Origin of the sequence: Nocardia sp. CY41, from assembly GCF_009829325.1 — a bacterium.
In the GTDB taxonomy this organism is placed as follows: Bacteria; Actinomycetota; Actinomycetes; order Mycobacteriales; family Mycobacteriaceae; genus Nocardia.
Genome location: NZ_VUOS01000024.1, coordinates 132676 through 148214 on the forward strand (window position 1 = coordinate 132676; position 15539 = coordinate 148214).

General features: G+C 70.3%; 18 protein-coding genes. 9 read left to right on the plus strand and 9 right to left on the minus strand.

Annotation, left to right across the window (positions count from 1 at the left end; translation table 11 throughout):
- Positions 1–508 precede the first annotated feature (508 nt).
- Positions 509–1195, plus strand: a complete 687-nt coding sequence (locus GVY64_RS26430; protein WP_159846876.1) for a cysteine hydrolase family protein — start codon at positions 509–511, stop codon at positions 1193–1195.
- Positions 1196–1280: 85 nt separating this feature from the next.
- The gene (locus GVY64_RS26435; protein WP_159846878.1) at positions 1281–1778 is read left to right on the plus strand and encodes a hypothetical protein; all 498 of its coding nucleotides are present in this window, start codon (positions 1281–1283) and stop codon (positions 1776–1778) included.
- A gap of 153 nt (positions 1779–1931) precedes the next feature.
- Here GVY64_RS26435 and GVY64_RS26440 read toward each other — a convergent pair whose 3' ends face one another.
- Entirely contained in the window at positions 1932–2153 is a 222-nt protein-coding gene (locus tag GVY64_RS26440; RefSeq protein ID WP_159846880.1) for a hypothetical protein, read from the minus strand.
- 199 nt (positions 2154–2352) lie between these two features.
- On the opposite strand from GVY64_RS26440, the gene GVY64_RS26445 reads away from it, so the two are divergent.
- Complete coding sequence (locus tag GVY64_RS26445) at positions 2353–2655, plus strand: hypothetical protein (protein ID WP_236567226.1); 303 nt, start codon at positions 2353–2355, stop codon at positions 2653–2655.
- Positions 2656–2686: 31 nt separating this feature from the next.
- Here the strand turns inward: GVY64_RS26445 and GVY64_RS26450 are convergent, their stop codons facing one another.
- From GVY64_RS26450 to GVY64_RS26470, 5 genes are all read right to left on the minus strand, one after another.
- Positions 2687–3889: a Dyp-type peroxidase gene (locus tag GVY64_RS26450; protein ID WP_236567215.1), complete on the minus strand. Its 1203-nt coding sequence runs from the start codon at positions 3887–3889 to the stop codon at positions 2687–2689.
- The gene (locus tag GVY64_RS26455) at positions 3882–4454 is read right to left on the minus strand and encodes a copper chaperone PCu(A)C (protein WP_159846887.1); all 573 of its coding nucleotides are present in this window, start codon (positions 4452–4454) and stop codon (positions 3882–3884) included. Before GVY64_RS26455 ends, GVY64_RS26450 begins: the two co-directional genes overlap by 8 nt.
- Positions 4455–4714: 260 nt before the next feature.
- Positions 4715–5242 carry a hypothetical protein gene (locus tag GVY64_RS26460; protein WP_159846890.1) on the minus strand — a complete coding sequence of 176 codons (528 nt, stop codon included), beginning with the start codon at positions 5240–5242 and terminating at the stop codon, positions 4715–4717.
- 177 nt (positions 5243–5419) lie between these two features.
- On the minus strand, positions 5420–6124 hold the full coding sequence (locus GVY64_RS26465; RefSeq protein ID WP_236567216.1) for an endonuclease/exonuclease/phosphatase family protein: 705 nt from the start codon (positions 6122–6124) through the stop codon (positions 5420–5422).
- Between the two features lie 73 nt (positions 6125–6197).
- The gene (locus GVY64_RS26470; protein WP_159846898.1) at positions 6198–6827 is read right to left on the minus strand and encodes a TetR/AcrR family transcriptional regulator; all 630 of its coding nucleotides are present in this window, start codon (positions 6825–6827) and stop codon (positions 6198–6200) included.
- A gap of 114 nt (positions 6828–6941) precedes the next feature.
- Between GVY64_RS26470 and GVY64_RS26475 the strand changes: the two genes are divergently transcribed.
- From GVY64_RS26475 to GVY64_RS26500, 6 genes are all read left to right on the plus strand, one after another.
- The gene (locus GVY64_RS26475) at positions 6942–8078 is read left to right on the plus strand and encodes a lipase family protein (protein ID WP_159846901.1); all 1137 of its coding nucleotides are present in this window, start codon (positions 6942–6944) and stop codon (positions 8076–8078) included.
- A gap of 334 nt (positions 8079–8412) precedes the next feature.
- Positions 8413–9105 carry a response regulator transcription factor gene (locus GVY64_RS26480; protein WP_159846904.1) on the plus strand — a complete coding sequence of 231 codons (693 nt, stop codon included), beginning with the start codon at positions 8413–8415 and terminating at the stop codon, positions 9103–9105.
- The gene (locus GVY64_RS26485; protein ID WP_159846907.1) at positions 9102–10154 is read left to right on the plus strand and encodes a HAMP domain-containing sensor histidine kinase; all 1053 of its coding nucleotides are present in this window, start codon (positions 9102–9104) and stop codon (positions 10152–10154) included. The genes GVY64_RS26480 and GVY64_RS26485 overlap by 4 nt, the downstream gene beginning before the upstream one ends.
- Before the next feature lie 242 nt (positions 10155–10396).
- Entirely contained in the window at positions 10397–11923 is a 1527-nt protein-coding gene (locus tag GVY64_RS26490) for a DUF4153 domain-containing protein (RefSeq protein WP_236567217.1), read from the plus strand.
- A 34-nt stretch (positions 11924–11957) separates the two neighbouring features.
- On the plus strand, positions 11958–12236 hold the full coding sequence (locus tag GVY64_RS26495; protein WP_159846910.1) for a hypothetical protein: 279 nt from the start codon (positions 11958–11960) through the stop codon (positions 12234–12236).
- Entirely contained in the window at positions 12229–12552 is a 324-nt protein-coding gene (locus GVY64_RS26500) for a CopG family transcriptional regulator (protein WP_063022683.1), read from the plus strand. Before GVY64_RS26495 ends, GVY64_RS26500 begins: the two co-directional genes overlap by 8 nt.
- 7 nt (positions 12553–12559) lie before the next feature.
- Here GVY64_RS26500 and GVY64_RS37330 read toward each other — a convergent pair whose 3' ends face one another.
- The 3 genes from GVY64_RS37330 to GVY64_RS26520 form a co-directional block, all read right to left on the minus strand.
- On the minus strand, positions 12560–13990 hold the full coding sequence (locus tag GVY64_RS37330) for an alpha/beta fold hydrolase (RefSeq protein WP_201298159.1): 1431 nt from the start codon (positions 13988–13990) through the stop codon (positions 12560–12562).
- 205 nt (positions 13991–14195) lie between these two features.
- Positions 14196–14681 (minus strand): LOG family protein, encoded by a 486-nt coding sequence (locus GVY64_RS26515; RefSeq protein ID WP_159846913.1) that lies wholly within the window; start codon positions 14679–14681, stop codon positions 14196–14198.
- Positions 14682–14700: 19 nt separating this feature from the next.
- On the minus strand, positions 14701–15534 hold the full coding sequence (locus GVY64_RS26520) for a DUF72 domain-containing protein (RefSeq protein ID WP_159846916.1): 834 nt from the start codon (positions 15532–15534) through the stop codon (positions 14701–14703).
- Positions 15535–15539 lie beyond the last annotated feature (5 nt).

A 15539-nucleotide genomic window follows, 5' to 3' on the forward strand; every position in this document is an offset into this window, starting at 1 on the left:
CGATGAAACTCATGGTGGGCCATATCGGCTGTCAACGTCCGCGGAACGGGTTACGAGATCTCCCGAAGCCGGAAGGCTTTGCCCTGTGGCACAACCCAGATCTGGGGGGCGCCGATCCTCCGCGTCGGTCATGCCGCCGCACCCGTCCTTCGCGCACGATCGGCTCGGTGACAAGCTCGTTGCACAGCGGCGCCGTGGTCGACGATCGTCCGTCTCCACAGGCGGATGCCACCCGAGGCGGGCGCGGCGGTGAAGGGTCCGCCCGTGCACCCGGCATACCCACCCGTTCGCCGAGCGACGTAACCTCCGGCGGCTGGTCGGGTGCGTGCCGCCCAGCGGCGGGTGCCGGTGCCTGGCGGCCGGCGCACGGTATCGAACGGGCGAGCGGTGCGGAGCGACCACGGATATCCGGTGGCTCGGCAAGCGCGGCAAACGGCCGCGCACGGGGTCGGGGAGGCCCTACGCTGTGCTGGCCGAGAACCGATCGTGCTGTCAGTTGGGGGACCCGATGTCCGATACCGCGCTGTTGCTGATCGATGTGCAGAACAGCTACCTCGTTCAAGACGTGCGTGACGCGCTGGGGTGGCCCCCGATCTGGCGGCTCGACCGAGTCGTGGCCGAGTGCCGGGATGCGGCCGAGGCCGCCCGCACGTCGCACCTGCCGGTGATCTACTCACGGCAGATACCGAGCACGGCGAAGATGTTGGCCCTCAACCCGCGGTCCGCCCGGCACCGGCGCTCCCGGGCCGCGTTGGTGCCGAAACTGACCGCCGAAGACCGGCACTGGCGGTCAGAGATCATCGACGCCGTGGCTCCGCAGCCGGATGATCTGGTGCTGGACAAGACCCGGCACAGCTTCTTCGCCTACACCGAACTCGATCCGATCCTGCGCAGCATGAACATCCGCCGGCTCGTCGTCGCCGGTCTGCAGACCAACGTCTGTGTGGAAGCGACCGTCCGCGCGGCGCTGGAACGCAATTTCGAAGTGGCCGTGGCGGAGGACGCGGTCACCACCGACGGGCCCGCCCTGCACTTCGCGGCCCTCGACGCGATGCGCGTGCTCTACGTCGAAGTCGCTCCCTGGCGTGAACTTCTCGCACCCGGCGCGGCTTGGGACGTGGCCTATCGGACGCCGAACTACGGACGTGACCCCGCGTACTGGTCGGATCCGCACATGCCTCTGCCGAACCCATAGCGCGATCCGGCGGATTTTCTCGCCGTCTCCGAGCGAGCGAGTGTCTTGCCCGGCCCGGATTGCCGTTCGTCGTAAGGTCGCGGTCATGAACGCACGTATCTGCCTAGGCGCGGTCGTCGCCGCCGTCGGGGTCACCATGACCGGGACGACGGTGGCCGCTGCTGCGCCGGATATGAACAACCCCAACTTGATCCAGGCCGACCCGGCGGACTTCATGGTCGGTGACACGGTGTACTTCTCCGGCTGGCTCGGGTCGAGCAATTGCGCGATCCACCCGAACGGTGATGTGGGCTGCGACCTTTCGCCCGGCCACACGCTGTGGGGAATCGTCCCGATCTCCGACGTCGCGATCGATGTCCCGTTCCTGCCCGCGCATCCGACCTTCGGACTGGGCGGCCCGCACGGCCGTCCGGGCAGCCGGTGGATCACCGACGTCCCACGTCCCGAGGGGAAGGTCTATCAGGGCACCCGGATCAGCTACGCGGGCGTCATCTGCATCGGAGGCCTCCCCAGAGGCGCCGGAGTGGCCTGTACCTCCAAGGGCCACAGCTTCACCGACGGTGCGCAGGTCGAGATCAGCTGATCGCCGAGCTCGACCGCGCTCGTTCCGAGGCCGCCCGCTGTCGAAGCGGCGGCCCACGGCATGACGACATCGACATAGCGGCAGCTCCGAGTCCGCGGCGGGCAGATAGAAATCCTGGTCGTTGGCGGTGAACCCGTGGCCGACGAACGCGATCTACAGGGCCGCTCCCAGTTCGTCGGCCTGCTGGAAGGCGGCCTTGATGCGCCGCTCGAGTTCGGTGAACGTGGGGTCGAGCAGGGGGCCGTCCCCGATCGGCAGCCAATGGCCGACCGTGGGGAAGGTCGTGTACAGCGCCACGGCCGGCTCACCGGTGAACCCGAGCCGGGGGAATGCCGCGCACTCGGATGCGACGATCAGAGCCGGCCTCTCCGCCATGGAAGAACTATCGGGCAGGGCGACCGACGGCACGACAGCACCGGGCACACGTCGGCGGCCGCCACGGAGGTGTGCGAGAGTGGCGTGTCCGAATGTTTCGGGGCACGACAGTGGGCTGTCGCCCCGAAGGATGGGGAGTTGGAACGTGAGTGTGCCGGAGTTGGTCTACAACGTCGTAGTCGTCGCGCATCTGCTCGGAATGGCCGCCGTGGTGGGTGGTTATGCGGCAGGGCGGCCGCGGGTCTCGGAGGTCATGGTCTGGGGCGCCCGGTTGCAGGTGGTCACGGGGTTGATCCTGGTCGGGATGGCCGAGTCGATCGATGCGCTGGGCAAGGATCCGAACATGGCCAAGATCGGCGTGAAGCTGATCGTGGCGATCGCGGTGGCGGCGTTCGCCGAGATCGGGCACGCCGACGAGAAGCGCGGCAAGCCGGTTCCGTGGCTGACCGACGCCGCGGGCGTACTGGCGATTCTCAACGTCTCCGTCGCCGTTCTGTGGTGAGGTGTCCGGCGCCCGGCGCGCCGAACACATCTCACGCCCCGAACAGCGATTGCCCGAGATAGCCGCCCGGTGACGCGACACCGGGCGGGATCGCGAATACCGCGGAACCGATCGGCGTGGTCCACACATTGAGCGCGTCGAACTCCGCCAACCGGCGCTGCACCGGAAGGAATTGGGTGTCCACGTCACGCTGATAGGCGGCGAACAGCAGACCGGAGTTGGAGATCCCGCCCGGGGCGGGCGCGTCGTCGTAGTTGTAGCCGCGTCGCAGGAAGCGCTCGCCGTCGTGCGTGTGATGAGCGCGAGCGATGTGCGACGACGGTGGGATGACGGGGATGCCGTTGGCGTCGACGGCCGTGAAATCCGGCTCGTCGAACTCGTCGGTTCCGGTCAGCGGCGCACCGTGGGCGATGGTGCGTCCGATGGTGAGTTCCCTTTCTTCCCGGTCGATCTGGTCCCAGGTGTCCAGCGTCATCGCGATCCGGCGGAGCACGCAGGAGGTGCCGCCGGCCAGCCACGGCTGGGTAGCGCCGTCGTCCCACACCAGACGGGCGAACTCCGGTGTGCCCGGGGCGAGGTTCACCGTGCCGTCGACCTGGCCCATCAGATTGCGCGGCGTCCTGCCCGGCGCGGCATTCCGGAAGCCGCGCTGCACCCAGCGCACGGTGACCAGCGACGACACGCTGCGCGACAGCACACGCACCGTATGCGACACGGTGGTCGTCTCGTCGGCGCACACCTGCAGGAGCAAGTCGCCGCCGCTCCAGGCGGATTCGAGCCGATCGATGACGAACGGCGGCAGCGGCCGCAGCCAGGACGGCCTGCGGTGCTCGAGGCCGGCCGCGGGGAACACCGCGGGCCCGAAACCGACTGTGACGGTCAGCCGCGCCGGGCGCTGCGCGAGTTCGGGTTCGGTGTCCGCGAGGGCCGGCAGGCCCTGGGTGAGCCGGGCGGCGTCCCCGGTCCAGATCTTCAGCAGTCCGACGAGGTCGTCGCGCCCGACACCCGGCTTCAGATCGAAGGCGACGAAGGCCGCGTGCTCTTGCGGGACGGTGTCGATGCCGGCTTGATGCGGTCCGTGGAACGGCACCGTCGCGTCCCAGGACGACGGATCGGGTTTACGCAGGGCCGTCGCGCCGAGCCCGATCCCGGCGGCGCCGGCCGCGGCGGCGCCGCCGCCCAGCAGACGCCGCCGGTTGATCCGTGCGGGACGCGATCGGTTCCGTTCAGCCACCGTGCGCGGGGGTCTGCGCGCCGGCATGGGATTCGCCGTCCGCGTGATCGGGCACGTAATTCTCCTGGTTGCCGGAGAAGTCGCGCACCTGGGCGGTGAAGGTCGTGGTCGAGCCGTCCTCGAAGGTCAGCGTGACCGACGTCTCCGATCCCGTGCGCAGCGGTCCGCGCAGGTCCATGAACATGATGTGGTCGCCGCCGGGCCGCAGTCGGGTGCGGCCGTGCGCGGGGATGACGAACCCGCCGCGCTTGGGCCGCATCGCCTTCGTCCCGTTCGCGTCGGCGACCACCTCGTGCAGCTCGATCCGGTCGGAGGCGGGACTCGTCGCCGAGACCACGGTGCGCGGGGTGTCGCCGCTGTTGATCAGGTCGCCGAACGCGGCCGACATCCCACTGTCGGCGGCCTTGACCCACTGGTCGGCGATGGTCACCGCAGCGGCCGAGGTGGCGGTGTCCTTCTCGTCGGCCGAGGAGCACGCGGTGAGGAGAAGCGGCACCGCCGCGGCGGCGATCGCACCGCGCAGGACGTGAGCGGCGCGCGGCGGAGCGAAAGTGATGGCAGGCATGGAAACTCCGGAAGTTCGTACGGTTCGGGGTGGTGCGCACCGACGAAAGGCATCGGACAGCTCTCGGGCGTCGACCGATCCGCCGGTGTACCGGTGTCGGTCTGGCACCGACCGCTGTCGAGCGGTCCAGCATCAGGCCGGACGCGAATGAACCCCCTACACCGATTCCGGAGCCGCAGGGTTCTGTGGCGATCGGATCGCGGGCAGCGGCCGTCGGATCGTCGAGCGCGAAAGGCGATGTTCGTCGCGCGCGGAAGGCGTCAGCGTAGGAGTGGTGGGCCGCGCAGGCCGGAGCCCGAACTGAGCAGGAAGCGCCGAGGCCGGGGGAGACCATGACCGAAGGCGGGCGAGCTGATCCGGCCCGGCGCACCGGGGCCGTCGGCGAGTATTCGCACCGTGCGGTGGACGTCGGAAACCGCTCGCAGCACAGCTTGTTCGGCGGCGCGGATGAGCAGCGCGCCGAGCGGAACAGCCGCCAGATGCGTGCCGAGCATCGCCGGGGTCGTGCCCGCATCGTGGTGATGAGCGGCCGACAGGGAGGAGGCGACGTGCGCGACGGCTTGCGCGACCGCGAGCGTGGCCATGATCCGGCCGACCCCGTGCCGGTGCGGTCGCGTGCCGACCAGCACGCCCACCGCCGCGCACGCGGCGATCAAGAGGGCGAGTGGGGCGGCTCCTGGTGACAGCGCACCGCCGCCGAGTGCGTGTGCGGCGATGCTCACCGCGCCGGCGGCGGATCCGACGAAGGCGCCGCGCACCCGCGCCGCCATTACCGTCGGATTACGCACCGGCTCATACTACCGCCTGTCGTAGCGGCGGGAAGCGCTGGTTCCGACGCACGGGTGGCGGATGCGCTCGAACGGCTCGGCCACAGGATCGCTCTGCGGTGCAACGCTTCTGACGGGATCCCTATCGAACCGGCGGGCGGGGATGCCCGGGACCCCGAAGTCGGCGCGAGGCTCGGCTCACACCGTGACGCTCGCGTGCACGAGATTGTGGTCGGATACCCCGCCGACGTCGTCGACCGAAGCCGTCGTGACGGAGGCGCCGTGCACGACCACATGATCGATGTGCTGCGACTTCGTGCCCGAGGCCCGGGGGCGGGTCGGCAGCGCGTCGGCGACGCATTCGGCGACCACGAAGTCGTCGCCCAACCCGGTGGCGACGGAGGCGCGGTCGGTGTTGAAATCCCCCAGCAGAACGGTCGCCTGCGCCGATGCGCCGGTGGCCAGTTCGGCCAGGCGGGTGAGTTGGTCGGCGCGCCGCCGGTCACCGGTCACATGGGTGGCGATCACCGTCAGTCCGCCCGCGTCGACGACGAGCGCGCCTTTGCCGCGATCCTGGGTGAAGGATTCGGCGGTGACTTCCCGGCTCGGCTCGGCGGTGAGCACGACGAGGTACTCGCCGCCGTCGAGCAGGGAGCTGGGCATGCGCCGCGGGGTCGGCAGCCGCTGGTACCGCATCGCGTGGAAGGTCCGATCCGGCAGTGCCATTCGCAGGCTGGCCAACTGATCGCCGCTGACCTCCTGTAACGCGATGATCCGCTCGGTGCGTTCGGCCACTCGGGCGGTGACCGCGGCGATCCGCGCGCCCTCGTCCGGCCAGCGGGTGGCGACGTCCTCGTACCAGTTCTCGGCGTGGACGCGATGCAGAACGTTCCAAGTGGCCACCGTGATCACCTTCGCGATGGTATGCGACCGGGTGAAACAGGTTGCGGTGCGGGCTGTGCCGGTCTCGGCGTGCTCACCCCGCGCGCTGGATGTCGATACCCTGCTGGAGCGAGGCCACCGCGCGATCGAGGATGCGGTGCAAGGCCGTGATCGAATGGTCCGTCCCCAGCATCCAGTGGTCGAGGCCGACGCCGAAAGCCGCGAAGCAGGCCGCGGCGGTGAGCTGCGGCCGCAGATCGTCGGCGGGTAGCCCGGCGCGGGCGGCGAAGTTCAGTGCCATCGCACGCTGGCGGCCGAGGGCCCCGATGAAGTTCTCCCGGCGCAATTCCGGGTTGCCGACCAGCAGCTGCCTGGCTCTGCGCGCCGTGTCCGCCTGGCGTTCCCGGGACGGGGCATCCTGCTCGTCGAGCAAGAAGTCGCGCAGTGCCGCGCGCAGCGCGGTCAGCACGGACTCGCTCGCCGGGCGCCGGTCGACGGCGGCGAGCAGCTGGGCCATCAGGTCTTCCTCGTGGCTGAAGACCACCGCGAGCTTCGAGGGAAAGTGGCGGTGGAAGGTGCGCCGGGAGACCTGCACGGCGTCGGCGATCTGCTGCACGGTGGTCTGCTCGAACCCGTGCGATTCGAACAGCCGCAGGGCCGCATCGACCAATTCACGCCGTACCCGCGCCTTTTCGCGTTCGCGCGGACCGTTCACGCCTGTCATGCCCGCCGTCCTCTTCGCGATATTCGCCAATGATGTCTCAAAGTGACACTTTAGCCGAAGCCGGTCTACAGTGTCTCATCGAGACACCAAGCCTGGAATCGAGAGGTGGCGCCCATGTCGGTGCGACGTGCAGCAATAACCGTGACCATGGCGGCACTGCTTTCGGCGGGACCGTCGGCGGGTTCGGCGGTGGCCGACCCCGGTGCGCCGGATGCGGCGCCGGGCACGGTCGCCACCGACCAGGTGCTGCCCGAACGACTCTGGATCGAGGGCACCGGCACGGCCCGCCGCCTCACGTACTGGTCCCGGACCTCCGACGACCGGCCGGCGTTGGCCGGTGGCGCGGTCTTCGTTCCCGCGGGCACGCCGCCGAGTGGCGGCTGGCCGGTGCTGTCGTGGGAGCACGGCACGGTCGGTCTCGCCGACGAGTGCGCCCCCTCGACCGCTGGTCGCAGCAAACGCGATCTGGACTACTTGGCGACCTGGCTGCGCCAGGGTTACGCCGTCGTCGCGACCGACTACATCGGGCTGGGCACACCCGGCCCGCATGCCTATCTGGATGGGCGCGCCGAGGCGCACGCCGCGATCGACATGGTGCGCGCGGCCCGCGCGGTCGATGGTTCGGTGTCGTCGAAGTGGGTGGCGATCGGGCAATCCCAGGGCGGTGGCGCGGCGGTGTTCACCGCGTCACTGGCCACGCAGTACGCACCCGAACTCGACTATCGCGGCGCGGTCGCCACCGGCCCTGCCTCCAATATCGTGGACGCCGCCTCGTTGCTCGGGCCGGCGCTGCCGCCGATCGGCAACGCGCACCTCACCGCCTACATCGCCTATGTGATGAACGGGTTGAAGGCGGCTCGGCCCGCCTTCGATCTCGACAGCTATCTCAGCCCCGTCGGCAGGCAGTTGGCGACCGCCGCGGAGTCGCTGTGCTTCCAGGCGCTGGCCGATCGCGCGCAGGGCATCTCGGTCGGCCAGTTGTTCTCCCGTCCGCTCGCCGACGGTGACTTCGTCGCCACCGCCCGCCCGGTCATGGACGTCCCACTCGACGGGTACGACCGGCCGCTGTTCATCGGGCAGGGCACCAACGACACCGACGTCCCGGCCCCGCTGACCGCGAAACTGGTCGCCGATCTGGAATTGCGCGGCGTCCGGCCGGACGTGCACGTGTATCCGGGCAAGGACCACAGCGCCACCATGGCCGCCTCACTGCCCGACAGCATGCCGTTCGTCGCGCGCCTGTTCTCCTGACCGGAGGCCGGGCCGGGGTTGCCGCCCGGCCGGCCGGGTGCTCAGGCGCGCGCCCGGACGGCGGCATGGCGCGCAAGTTCCGCCTCACCGCGGAGGGCGGGCGCCGGCTCGACGCCGAGCGCGCCTACAACGTTCGCGCCCTGGAAAGGGTGCTGGCGCAGTGGTCGGCCGAGAACGTCGCCGCCTTCGCCGGATTCCTGAAGCGGTTCGACACCGATCGAACGCCGACAAGCGTCCGTGGCCCCGGCCGTGAACCTCCGCCCTCCGCGGATGCACACGGAATCTCCACAATCGACGGCGGATTCCTCCACAACCGGTGGCTAGGGTTCGGTGCATGGAACACAGCGCACCGCAGGCCGCACGGCGGATCCTGGTGGTGGACGACGAGATGACCATCGCCGAATCCGTCGCGGCGCGCCTGCGGGCGGAGGGGTTCACCGTCGACCTGGCGCACGACGGCCCGTCGGCCGTCACCGCCGCCGAGGCCGTCGAGCCCGACTTGGTGGTGCTCGACGTCATGCTGCCCGGGTTCGACGGGCTGGAGGTGTGCCGTCGAATTCAAGCGCGCCGGCCGGTGCCCGTGCTCATGCTCACCGCGCGTGCCGACGAGACCGACCAGCTCGTCGGCCTGGGCGTCGGCGCGGACGACTATCTCACCAAACCGTTCTCGCTGCGCGTGCTCGCCGCCCGGGTACACGCGCTGCTGCGCCGGATGGACCGGGCGGCCGACCGCGAAGGCGCGACGATCCTGGTCGGCGACCTACGTATCGACGTCGACCAGCGCCGGGTCTGGCGTGCGGACGTCGAGGCGCTGCTCACGCCACTGGAATTCGATCTGCTGGCCCGGCTGGCCCGTCGCCCGCGCACGGTGCTGGCGCGCGAGCGGTTGCTCGAAGACGTCTGGGACTGGTCCGACGCCGCCGGTACCCGCGCGGTGGACAGTCACATCAAGGCGCTGCGCCGCAAACTCGGCGCCGACCTCATTCGCACCGTTCGCGGCGTCGGATACGCGTTGGAGGCGCGATGAACGCCGGTCCCGGTGCCGGGTGGCCTCGGTTGCGGCGAGCGGGCGACCGGATCGCCGAGCTGTTGCCGCGGCCACTGGACCCGGTGAAGTCGATCAAGCTGAAGCTCGCCGTCCTCATGTTGTGTTCCGGCGGTGTCGCTTTCGGATTCTTCCGATTCAAGATCGGCTGGCTGCCGCCGCGCACCACGATCGCCGCGGTGGTGATCGCGTTGGTCACCTCGCAGTTCCTCGCCCACGGCATCACCAGGCCGCTGCGTGAGATGACCGCGGCGGCGAAGCGGATGGCCCACGGTGACTACACCCTGCGGGTGCGCGCGAGCTCGCGCGACGAAGTCGGGCAATTGGCCGAGGCGTTCAACCAGATGGCCGCCGACCTGGCGGCGGCCGATCAGCAACGCCGTGACCTCATCGCCAACGTCTCGCACGAATTGCGCACGCCCATTACCGCGTTGAACGCGGTGCTGGAGAACTTGGTCGACGGCGTCTCCGAACCGGACCCGGCCACCCTGCGCACCGCGCTGGCCCAGACCGAGCGGCTCGCCCTGCTGGTCTCCGAACTGCTCGACCTGTCCAGCATCGAAGCGGGCGCCTTGCGGCTCGATCGCGAGGAGTTGCCGATCGCGCCGTTGCTGGCCGACGTCGTCGCCGAAGCGGAAGTGATGACCGCCGCCCTCGGACGCGGTGTGCGCTTCCGCACCGACGTGCTGCCCGGCACCGCCCGCGTCTTCGCCGACCGCGCTCGCCTGCACCAGGTGCTGCTCAATCTGCTGGACAACGCCGCTCGCCACGGGCCCGCCGGCGGGGAGGTCCGCCTGGCGGTGCGGGCGTCGCAGGGCGGGGTCGTGATCGATGTCGAGGACGACGGCCCCGGCATCCCCCTCGACGAACGCGCCAGGGTGTTCGACCGGTTCACCAGAGGCGGCCGCACAGCGGGCGGTGGCACCGGGCTCGGCCTCGCCATCTCCCGTTGGGTGGTCGACCTGCACGGCGGCACCATCGCGGTCGCCGATCCGGGCTCCCGCATCCGGGTGGTTCTGCCCGGCCGCTGACCTGCCACACAACCGACCCGGACCGCCCGAGCGGAGCCGGGGTGATTCCGCACGCCTATCGAAGGAGTGAAACCGTGCCTCCAGAACCCGAATCCGCCTGGAAGGCTGCCCCGGCGCCCACGGGGGTGGCCGAGGAAATCGGCCGTGCCCCGCGGGGTGCACCCGAGAAATCTGCTACGGATTCCGGCGAGGGAACTGCTCCGCCATCGGTGTGGGCGCCACCTGGACGGTCGGGGACAGCGGTGGCCGAGGCGCCTGCGGAGACCGCCGTTCCGCCGGTGACCGGGCCGGTGTTCGTTCCCCGTCCGCCGAAGTGGCGCCGGGTGGCCCGCCCGCCTGGCGTGGCCGTCGCCGCGCTCGTCTCCGGGCTGGCCGCCGCCGTCCTGATCCACTGGGACCGGCCCGGCATCGGGTGGCTCCTGGCCGCCTGCGTCGCTGCGACATCGGTCTTCCTCGTCGACCGCAATGCGCGCAAGCGGGCGGCGGTCACGACGGAAGAAGATGCGGACGAAGCGAAAACGATGCCCGAACAACAGGCGGACACCGAGTCCCGGCGCCGGCAGCGATACGGGGGACGGCCGTGGTGGGCGGCGCTGACACTGGCATTGCTCGCGGTAGGGGCCGTTCGCGCGGCGGGGTGGCTGTTCGCCCTGTGCGTGATCGCGGCCTGCGTCGCCGCTTCGCCGGCGGTCGTCGGACGCCGCACGGTCAACGGCATCCTCTACGACACCCTCGCGGTCTGGCTCGAGACGGCCGCGGCCGTGCCGTGGGCCTACGCCGGCATCGCGCGGCCGCGCGGCGGGAACGCGGCACGGGCGCGGCGGCTCGGATTGTCGGTCGTGGTGACCGTCGCGCTGCTCGCGGTGTTCGTGCCGTTGCTCGGCAGTGCCGACGCGATGTTCGCCGCGCTGCTCGAGACCGTGACCCCGGACGTGGACGTGCCGTCGGTGCTGCGCTGGGCCGTGCTGTTCGCGCTGGGCGGTCTCGGCACGCTCGGCGCGCTGTTCGTGCTCGCGGGCCCGCCGCCGCCCGCCACCGCGGCGGCGGGTGGACGGACGTTGCGCCGGACGGAATGGGCGCTGCCGGTCGGTGCGCTCGCGATCCTGTTCGCGGCGTTCGTCGCGACCCAGTTCGTGGTGCTCTTCGGCGGTGACGACTACGTCCAGGAGACGTCGGGCCTGACCTACGCCGAGTATGCGCGCAGCGGGTTCTGGCAGCTGTCGGCCGTCACCGTGCTGACCCTCGCGGTGCTGATGGTGGTGTTGCGCTGGGCGGCTCAGGACACCGTCGCCGACCGGTGGTGGTTGCGCGGGCTGCTCACGGCGGTGAGCGTGCTCGCGCTGGTCATCGTCGCCTCGGCGCTCGGCCGGATGTGGACCTACCAGCAGGCCTACGGGTTCACGGTGCTGCGCCTGCTGGTGGAAGCCTGCGAACTGTGGCTCGGCTCGGTCTACCTGCTGGTCGCGGTGGCCGTCCTGCGGCTGCGCCGGGCCTGGCTGCCCCGCGCCGTGCTGGGCACCGCCATGGTGACGCTGCTGGCGCTGGCCGTTCTCGATCCGGAGCGCCTGATCGCGCGGGAGAACATCGATCGCTGGCAGCGCGGTAAGGCGCTGGACCTCGACTATCTGGGCACCCTCTCGCCGGATATCCTGCCCGCGACCGATCGGCTCCCCGAGCCGCTGCGCGCGGACCTGCGCAGCCGGCTGCGCGCCGACCTCGAGGAGGACTCCTGGCAGAGCTGGAATCTGTCCCGCGCCCGAGCGCGGTGAGCGTCGAGGCAATACACTTGTATTATCCCTGATCGTGGGTTATAACTGGCCTGAGTGGGCACTGTTGTCGCTGGCGGGGATCGACCCGCGTGAAGTGCTGCAGGTGCTCATGGGCGCTCGCCGATGGCCTCGGCAGGCGCGTGGCCGGAACGAGCTCGCGGTCCTGACGGTGTGGGGCCGGACCGAGGCGGGCCGGCCGCTCATCGTCGCTGTCCGCCGCGCCGAAGGCTGGCAGTGGGACATCCTGGGCGCGGTCGAGATGACCGAGGCTCAGGTGGCCGAACTCGAGCGTTGGGAGCACGCCGATGACTGACTATCCGACGAACCCGGAGGCCGTCCGGGACTTCCTGTCCGGTTTGGAGTACACCGACGCACCCGTCGCCCCGGCCGAGCTGCCTCCGCCGCTGCGGGCCGAGGACACGGTCACCGTCACCACGTCGCTGCGCATCCCGCTGGAGTTGCACCAGCGGGTCAAGAAGGCCGCCGAGCAGCGCGGCGTCACCATGTCGGCGCTCATTCGCGACTGGATCGAGCTGGAGCTGGCCGCCCTGGAGAACGACCAGCCCATCTCGCGGGCCGACGCCCTGCGGGCGCTGGCCGCCCTACATCCCTTGCGGCAGTCGGCTTAGCCCGCCGTCAGCGGTCGTCGCGGGTGAGTATGTCGTCGAGCCGGGCGGCGAACTCGTCGGGTGCGCTGCGGTAGCCGACGTGGTCGCCCGCGAACTCGACGAGTTCGAGGCCGAGTTCCTTCGCGAGCGCGGCGTTCGGGAAGGCGGGGAAGGTGTCGCGCGATTCGCGACCGATGCCGAGCACGAGCCGGTCCGACGACGCACGCAATGCCGCGAGGTCCGGCGCGTATCGCGGATACTGACGCAGCTCGTGTTCCATCCAGAAGACCAGGTTCTGCTGGATCCTGCCCACCATGGCGACGGCTTCCGGCGGCAACGGCTCGGCCGGCGGCGCCGCGATCCGCAGGCCGATGCCCGCGGCGAATTCCGCCATGGCCGCGGGCGTGCCCTCGGTCTTGCTTCGCTCGTGGACGCCGTCCAGGAAGGCCAGCCACTTCTCGGCGTCGGGCAGCAGGGTGGCCAGCGGTGGTTCGTGCGCGACGAGGGTGCGGACCAGTTCCGGCCGGGTGCGAAGCAGTTCCAGGGCGACGATCGCGCCCGAACTGCTGCCCAGAACGTGGGCGGGCTGATCGGTGAGGTGAGTGATCAGCGCCGCGGCATCCACGGCGTCGGTGACCACGCGATCGTCCGGTAGCCCGTCGAGCGGGCTGCGGGTGAAGCCGCGCCGGTCGTAGGAGACCACGGTGTAACGGTCGGCGAGACGTTCGGCGATCGCGTCGAAGGTTCCGGCGTCGCCGTTGCCGCCGGGAATCAGCAACAGCAGCGGCCCGGCGCCGCGCTGCTCGTAGTAGAGAGTGGCGCCGGGGACGGCGAGGGTCTGTTGGGTGGGCACGTCCATCGGGAACGCTCCTGGGAGAAGGGACAATTGCCGCAGCGCCTCGAGAATGATCGATAGCGCGGGAACGGGGGGATCGGCGTCGACCCATCGGTCGACGGCCACGGACAGTGCTGCCGCGACAGCGCCCGCCATGATGCGGGGGAACATGTCGGTGTCGAGGTCGTGGCCGGTGCGCTCGGCGATCGCCTCGGCGAGCGCGGCTTCGATCACCGCCTGCGATCTGCGGTACTCGCCTTGCAGCGCGGGCGCCCGGGTGATCAGACGGACACCCGCGGTCCACGCGGGGTCGGGCGGCTCCGCGTCGCGGAACTCCGTCAGAACCGCGTGGATCACCGCAGGCCACAGTGGTTCGTCGGCCGGGCGGGTGCGCAGGTGGTCCGCGATCCGGCGGGCGCGGTCCACCGCCACCGAACAGACGGCCTCGTACTTGCTCGTGAAGTAGTTGTTGAACGTCCGCGGCGACACCCCGGCCGCCGCGGCGATGTCCTCGACGAGGACGTTGTCCAGCCCGCGCCGCACGGCCAGCCCCAGTGCCGCGAAGCCGAGCGCCTCGCGGGTGGCGAGCTTCTTGCGCTCGCGCAGACCGAGGACGAATGCCACGTCCTCCACGGTAGCGAAACTTGCGTGAAGCGCAAGAATGCGCGATCGGAAAGTATTGCGCGAGTGCGGATCAGGTCACTGGGCAATCCAGATACCGGCGGGCAGTGCGGAACCTGATGTTCAAGGCAATTCGATTGCGAATACCGGAGACATCAGACGTGCCGAATACGCGTGCGAGGCAATGATTCGAAGGCGATGGACGACTTCAGATCGGTTCGGCTGTGATCCCGTTCAGCGCCCGGCGTACCGCGTCTGCCGGGTCGGCCGCGATCACCGTCGCCGCCACCGGATGTCCCTGCGCGTCGCGAATGTCCCAACCACCGAGCGACACCACCGGAATACCGCCGCGCCGCCGCGCGAGAGCGACCTCCGACAGTGTTCCCCACGAGCCGCCGACGACGATCACCGCGTCCGCCGACTCGACGAGGATCGCGTTGCGCGCCTCACCCATATTCGTGAACAGCACCGCCGACAACCCGGGACACACCGCGCCGCGGTCGGTGTCCGGGCGCACGCCGATCACGAGCCCACCGGCCTCGGCGGTTCCGGCGGCGACCGCCGCCATCACCCCGGAACCGCCGCCGCAGAGCACGGTCACACCAGCGCGCGCCAAGAGTCCGCCCACCACGTGCGCCCATTCCGCTTCCTGCCGCGTGCACTCCCTCGGCCCACAGACCGCGACCTGCCGCACCGCCGCCACCTTTCTGTCCTCATTTGGCGGGCCGTGGTGTCACGGCCGGCGCCAAGCGCTCGCGCAACGCCATCGCATCGCGCGGCGCCCGCACCTTCGCGTCGTTGTCGAAATAGGTGTAGACGTCGCATGACCCGGCCCACGAGCGGATCTTCTCCGCCCACATGTCCAAGCCCTCGTCGGTGTATCCGCTGACGTAGAGCTCGTCGTGGCCGTGCAACCGGATATAGACGAAATCGGCGGTGACCTCTTCCAGCAGGGGATACTTGCCCGCGGCGTCGGCGACGACGAGTGCCACGCCGTGGCGGGCGAGCAGCTCGGTGAACGCCGGGGTCACGAAGCTGTCGTGCCGGATCTCCAGCGCATGCCGCATCGGCCGATCGGCGTCGGTGCTCGTGTGCGCGGGGTCGACGCGGTGGTCGTGCCGCCGCGCGATCTCGGCGGCCCGCTCGGTGCTGCGCGGCAGCCGGGACAAGAAGGCGTCCAGTACGTCGGCGTCGAAGCGGAAGGTCGGCGGCAGCTGCCAGAGGATCGGCCCCAGCTTGGGCCCGAGCGCCAGCGGGCCGGACGCCAGGAAGTTGGCCAGCAGTTCGTCACCGTCGCGAAGCCGCTTCATATGGGTGATGAAGCGGCTGCCTTTCACCGCGAACAGGAAGTCGTCCGGCGTCTGCTCCGCCCACCGCTGGTAGCTGGACGGACGCTGCAACGAGTAGAACGAGCCGTTGATCTCGACGCTGTCGAGTCGCTCCGACAGGTAGGCCAGCTCGCGCTTGTGCGCCAAGCCCGGTGGGTAGAACGTCCCGCGCCAGGGCGGGTAGACCCAGCCCGATGTCCCGATCCTGATCCGGCCCATTCCTC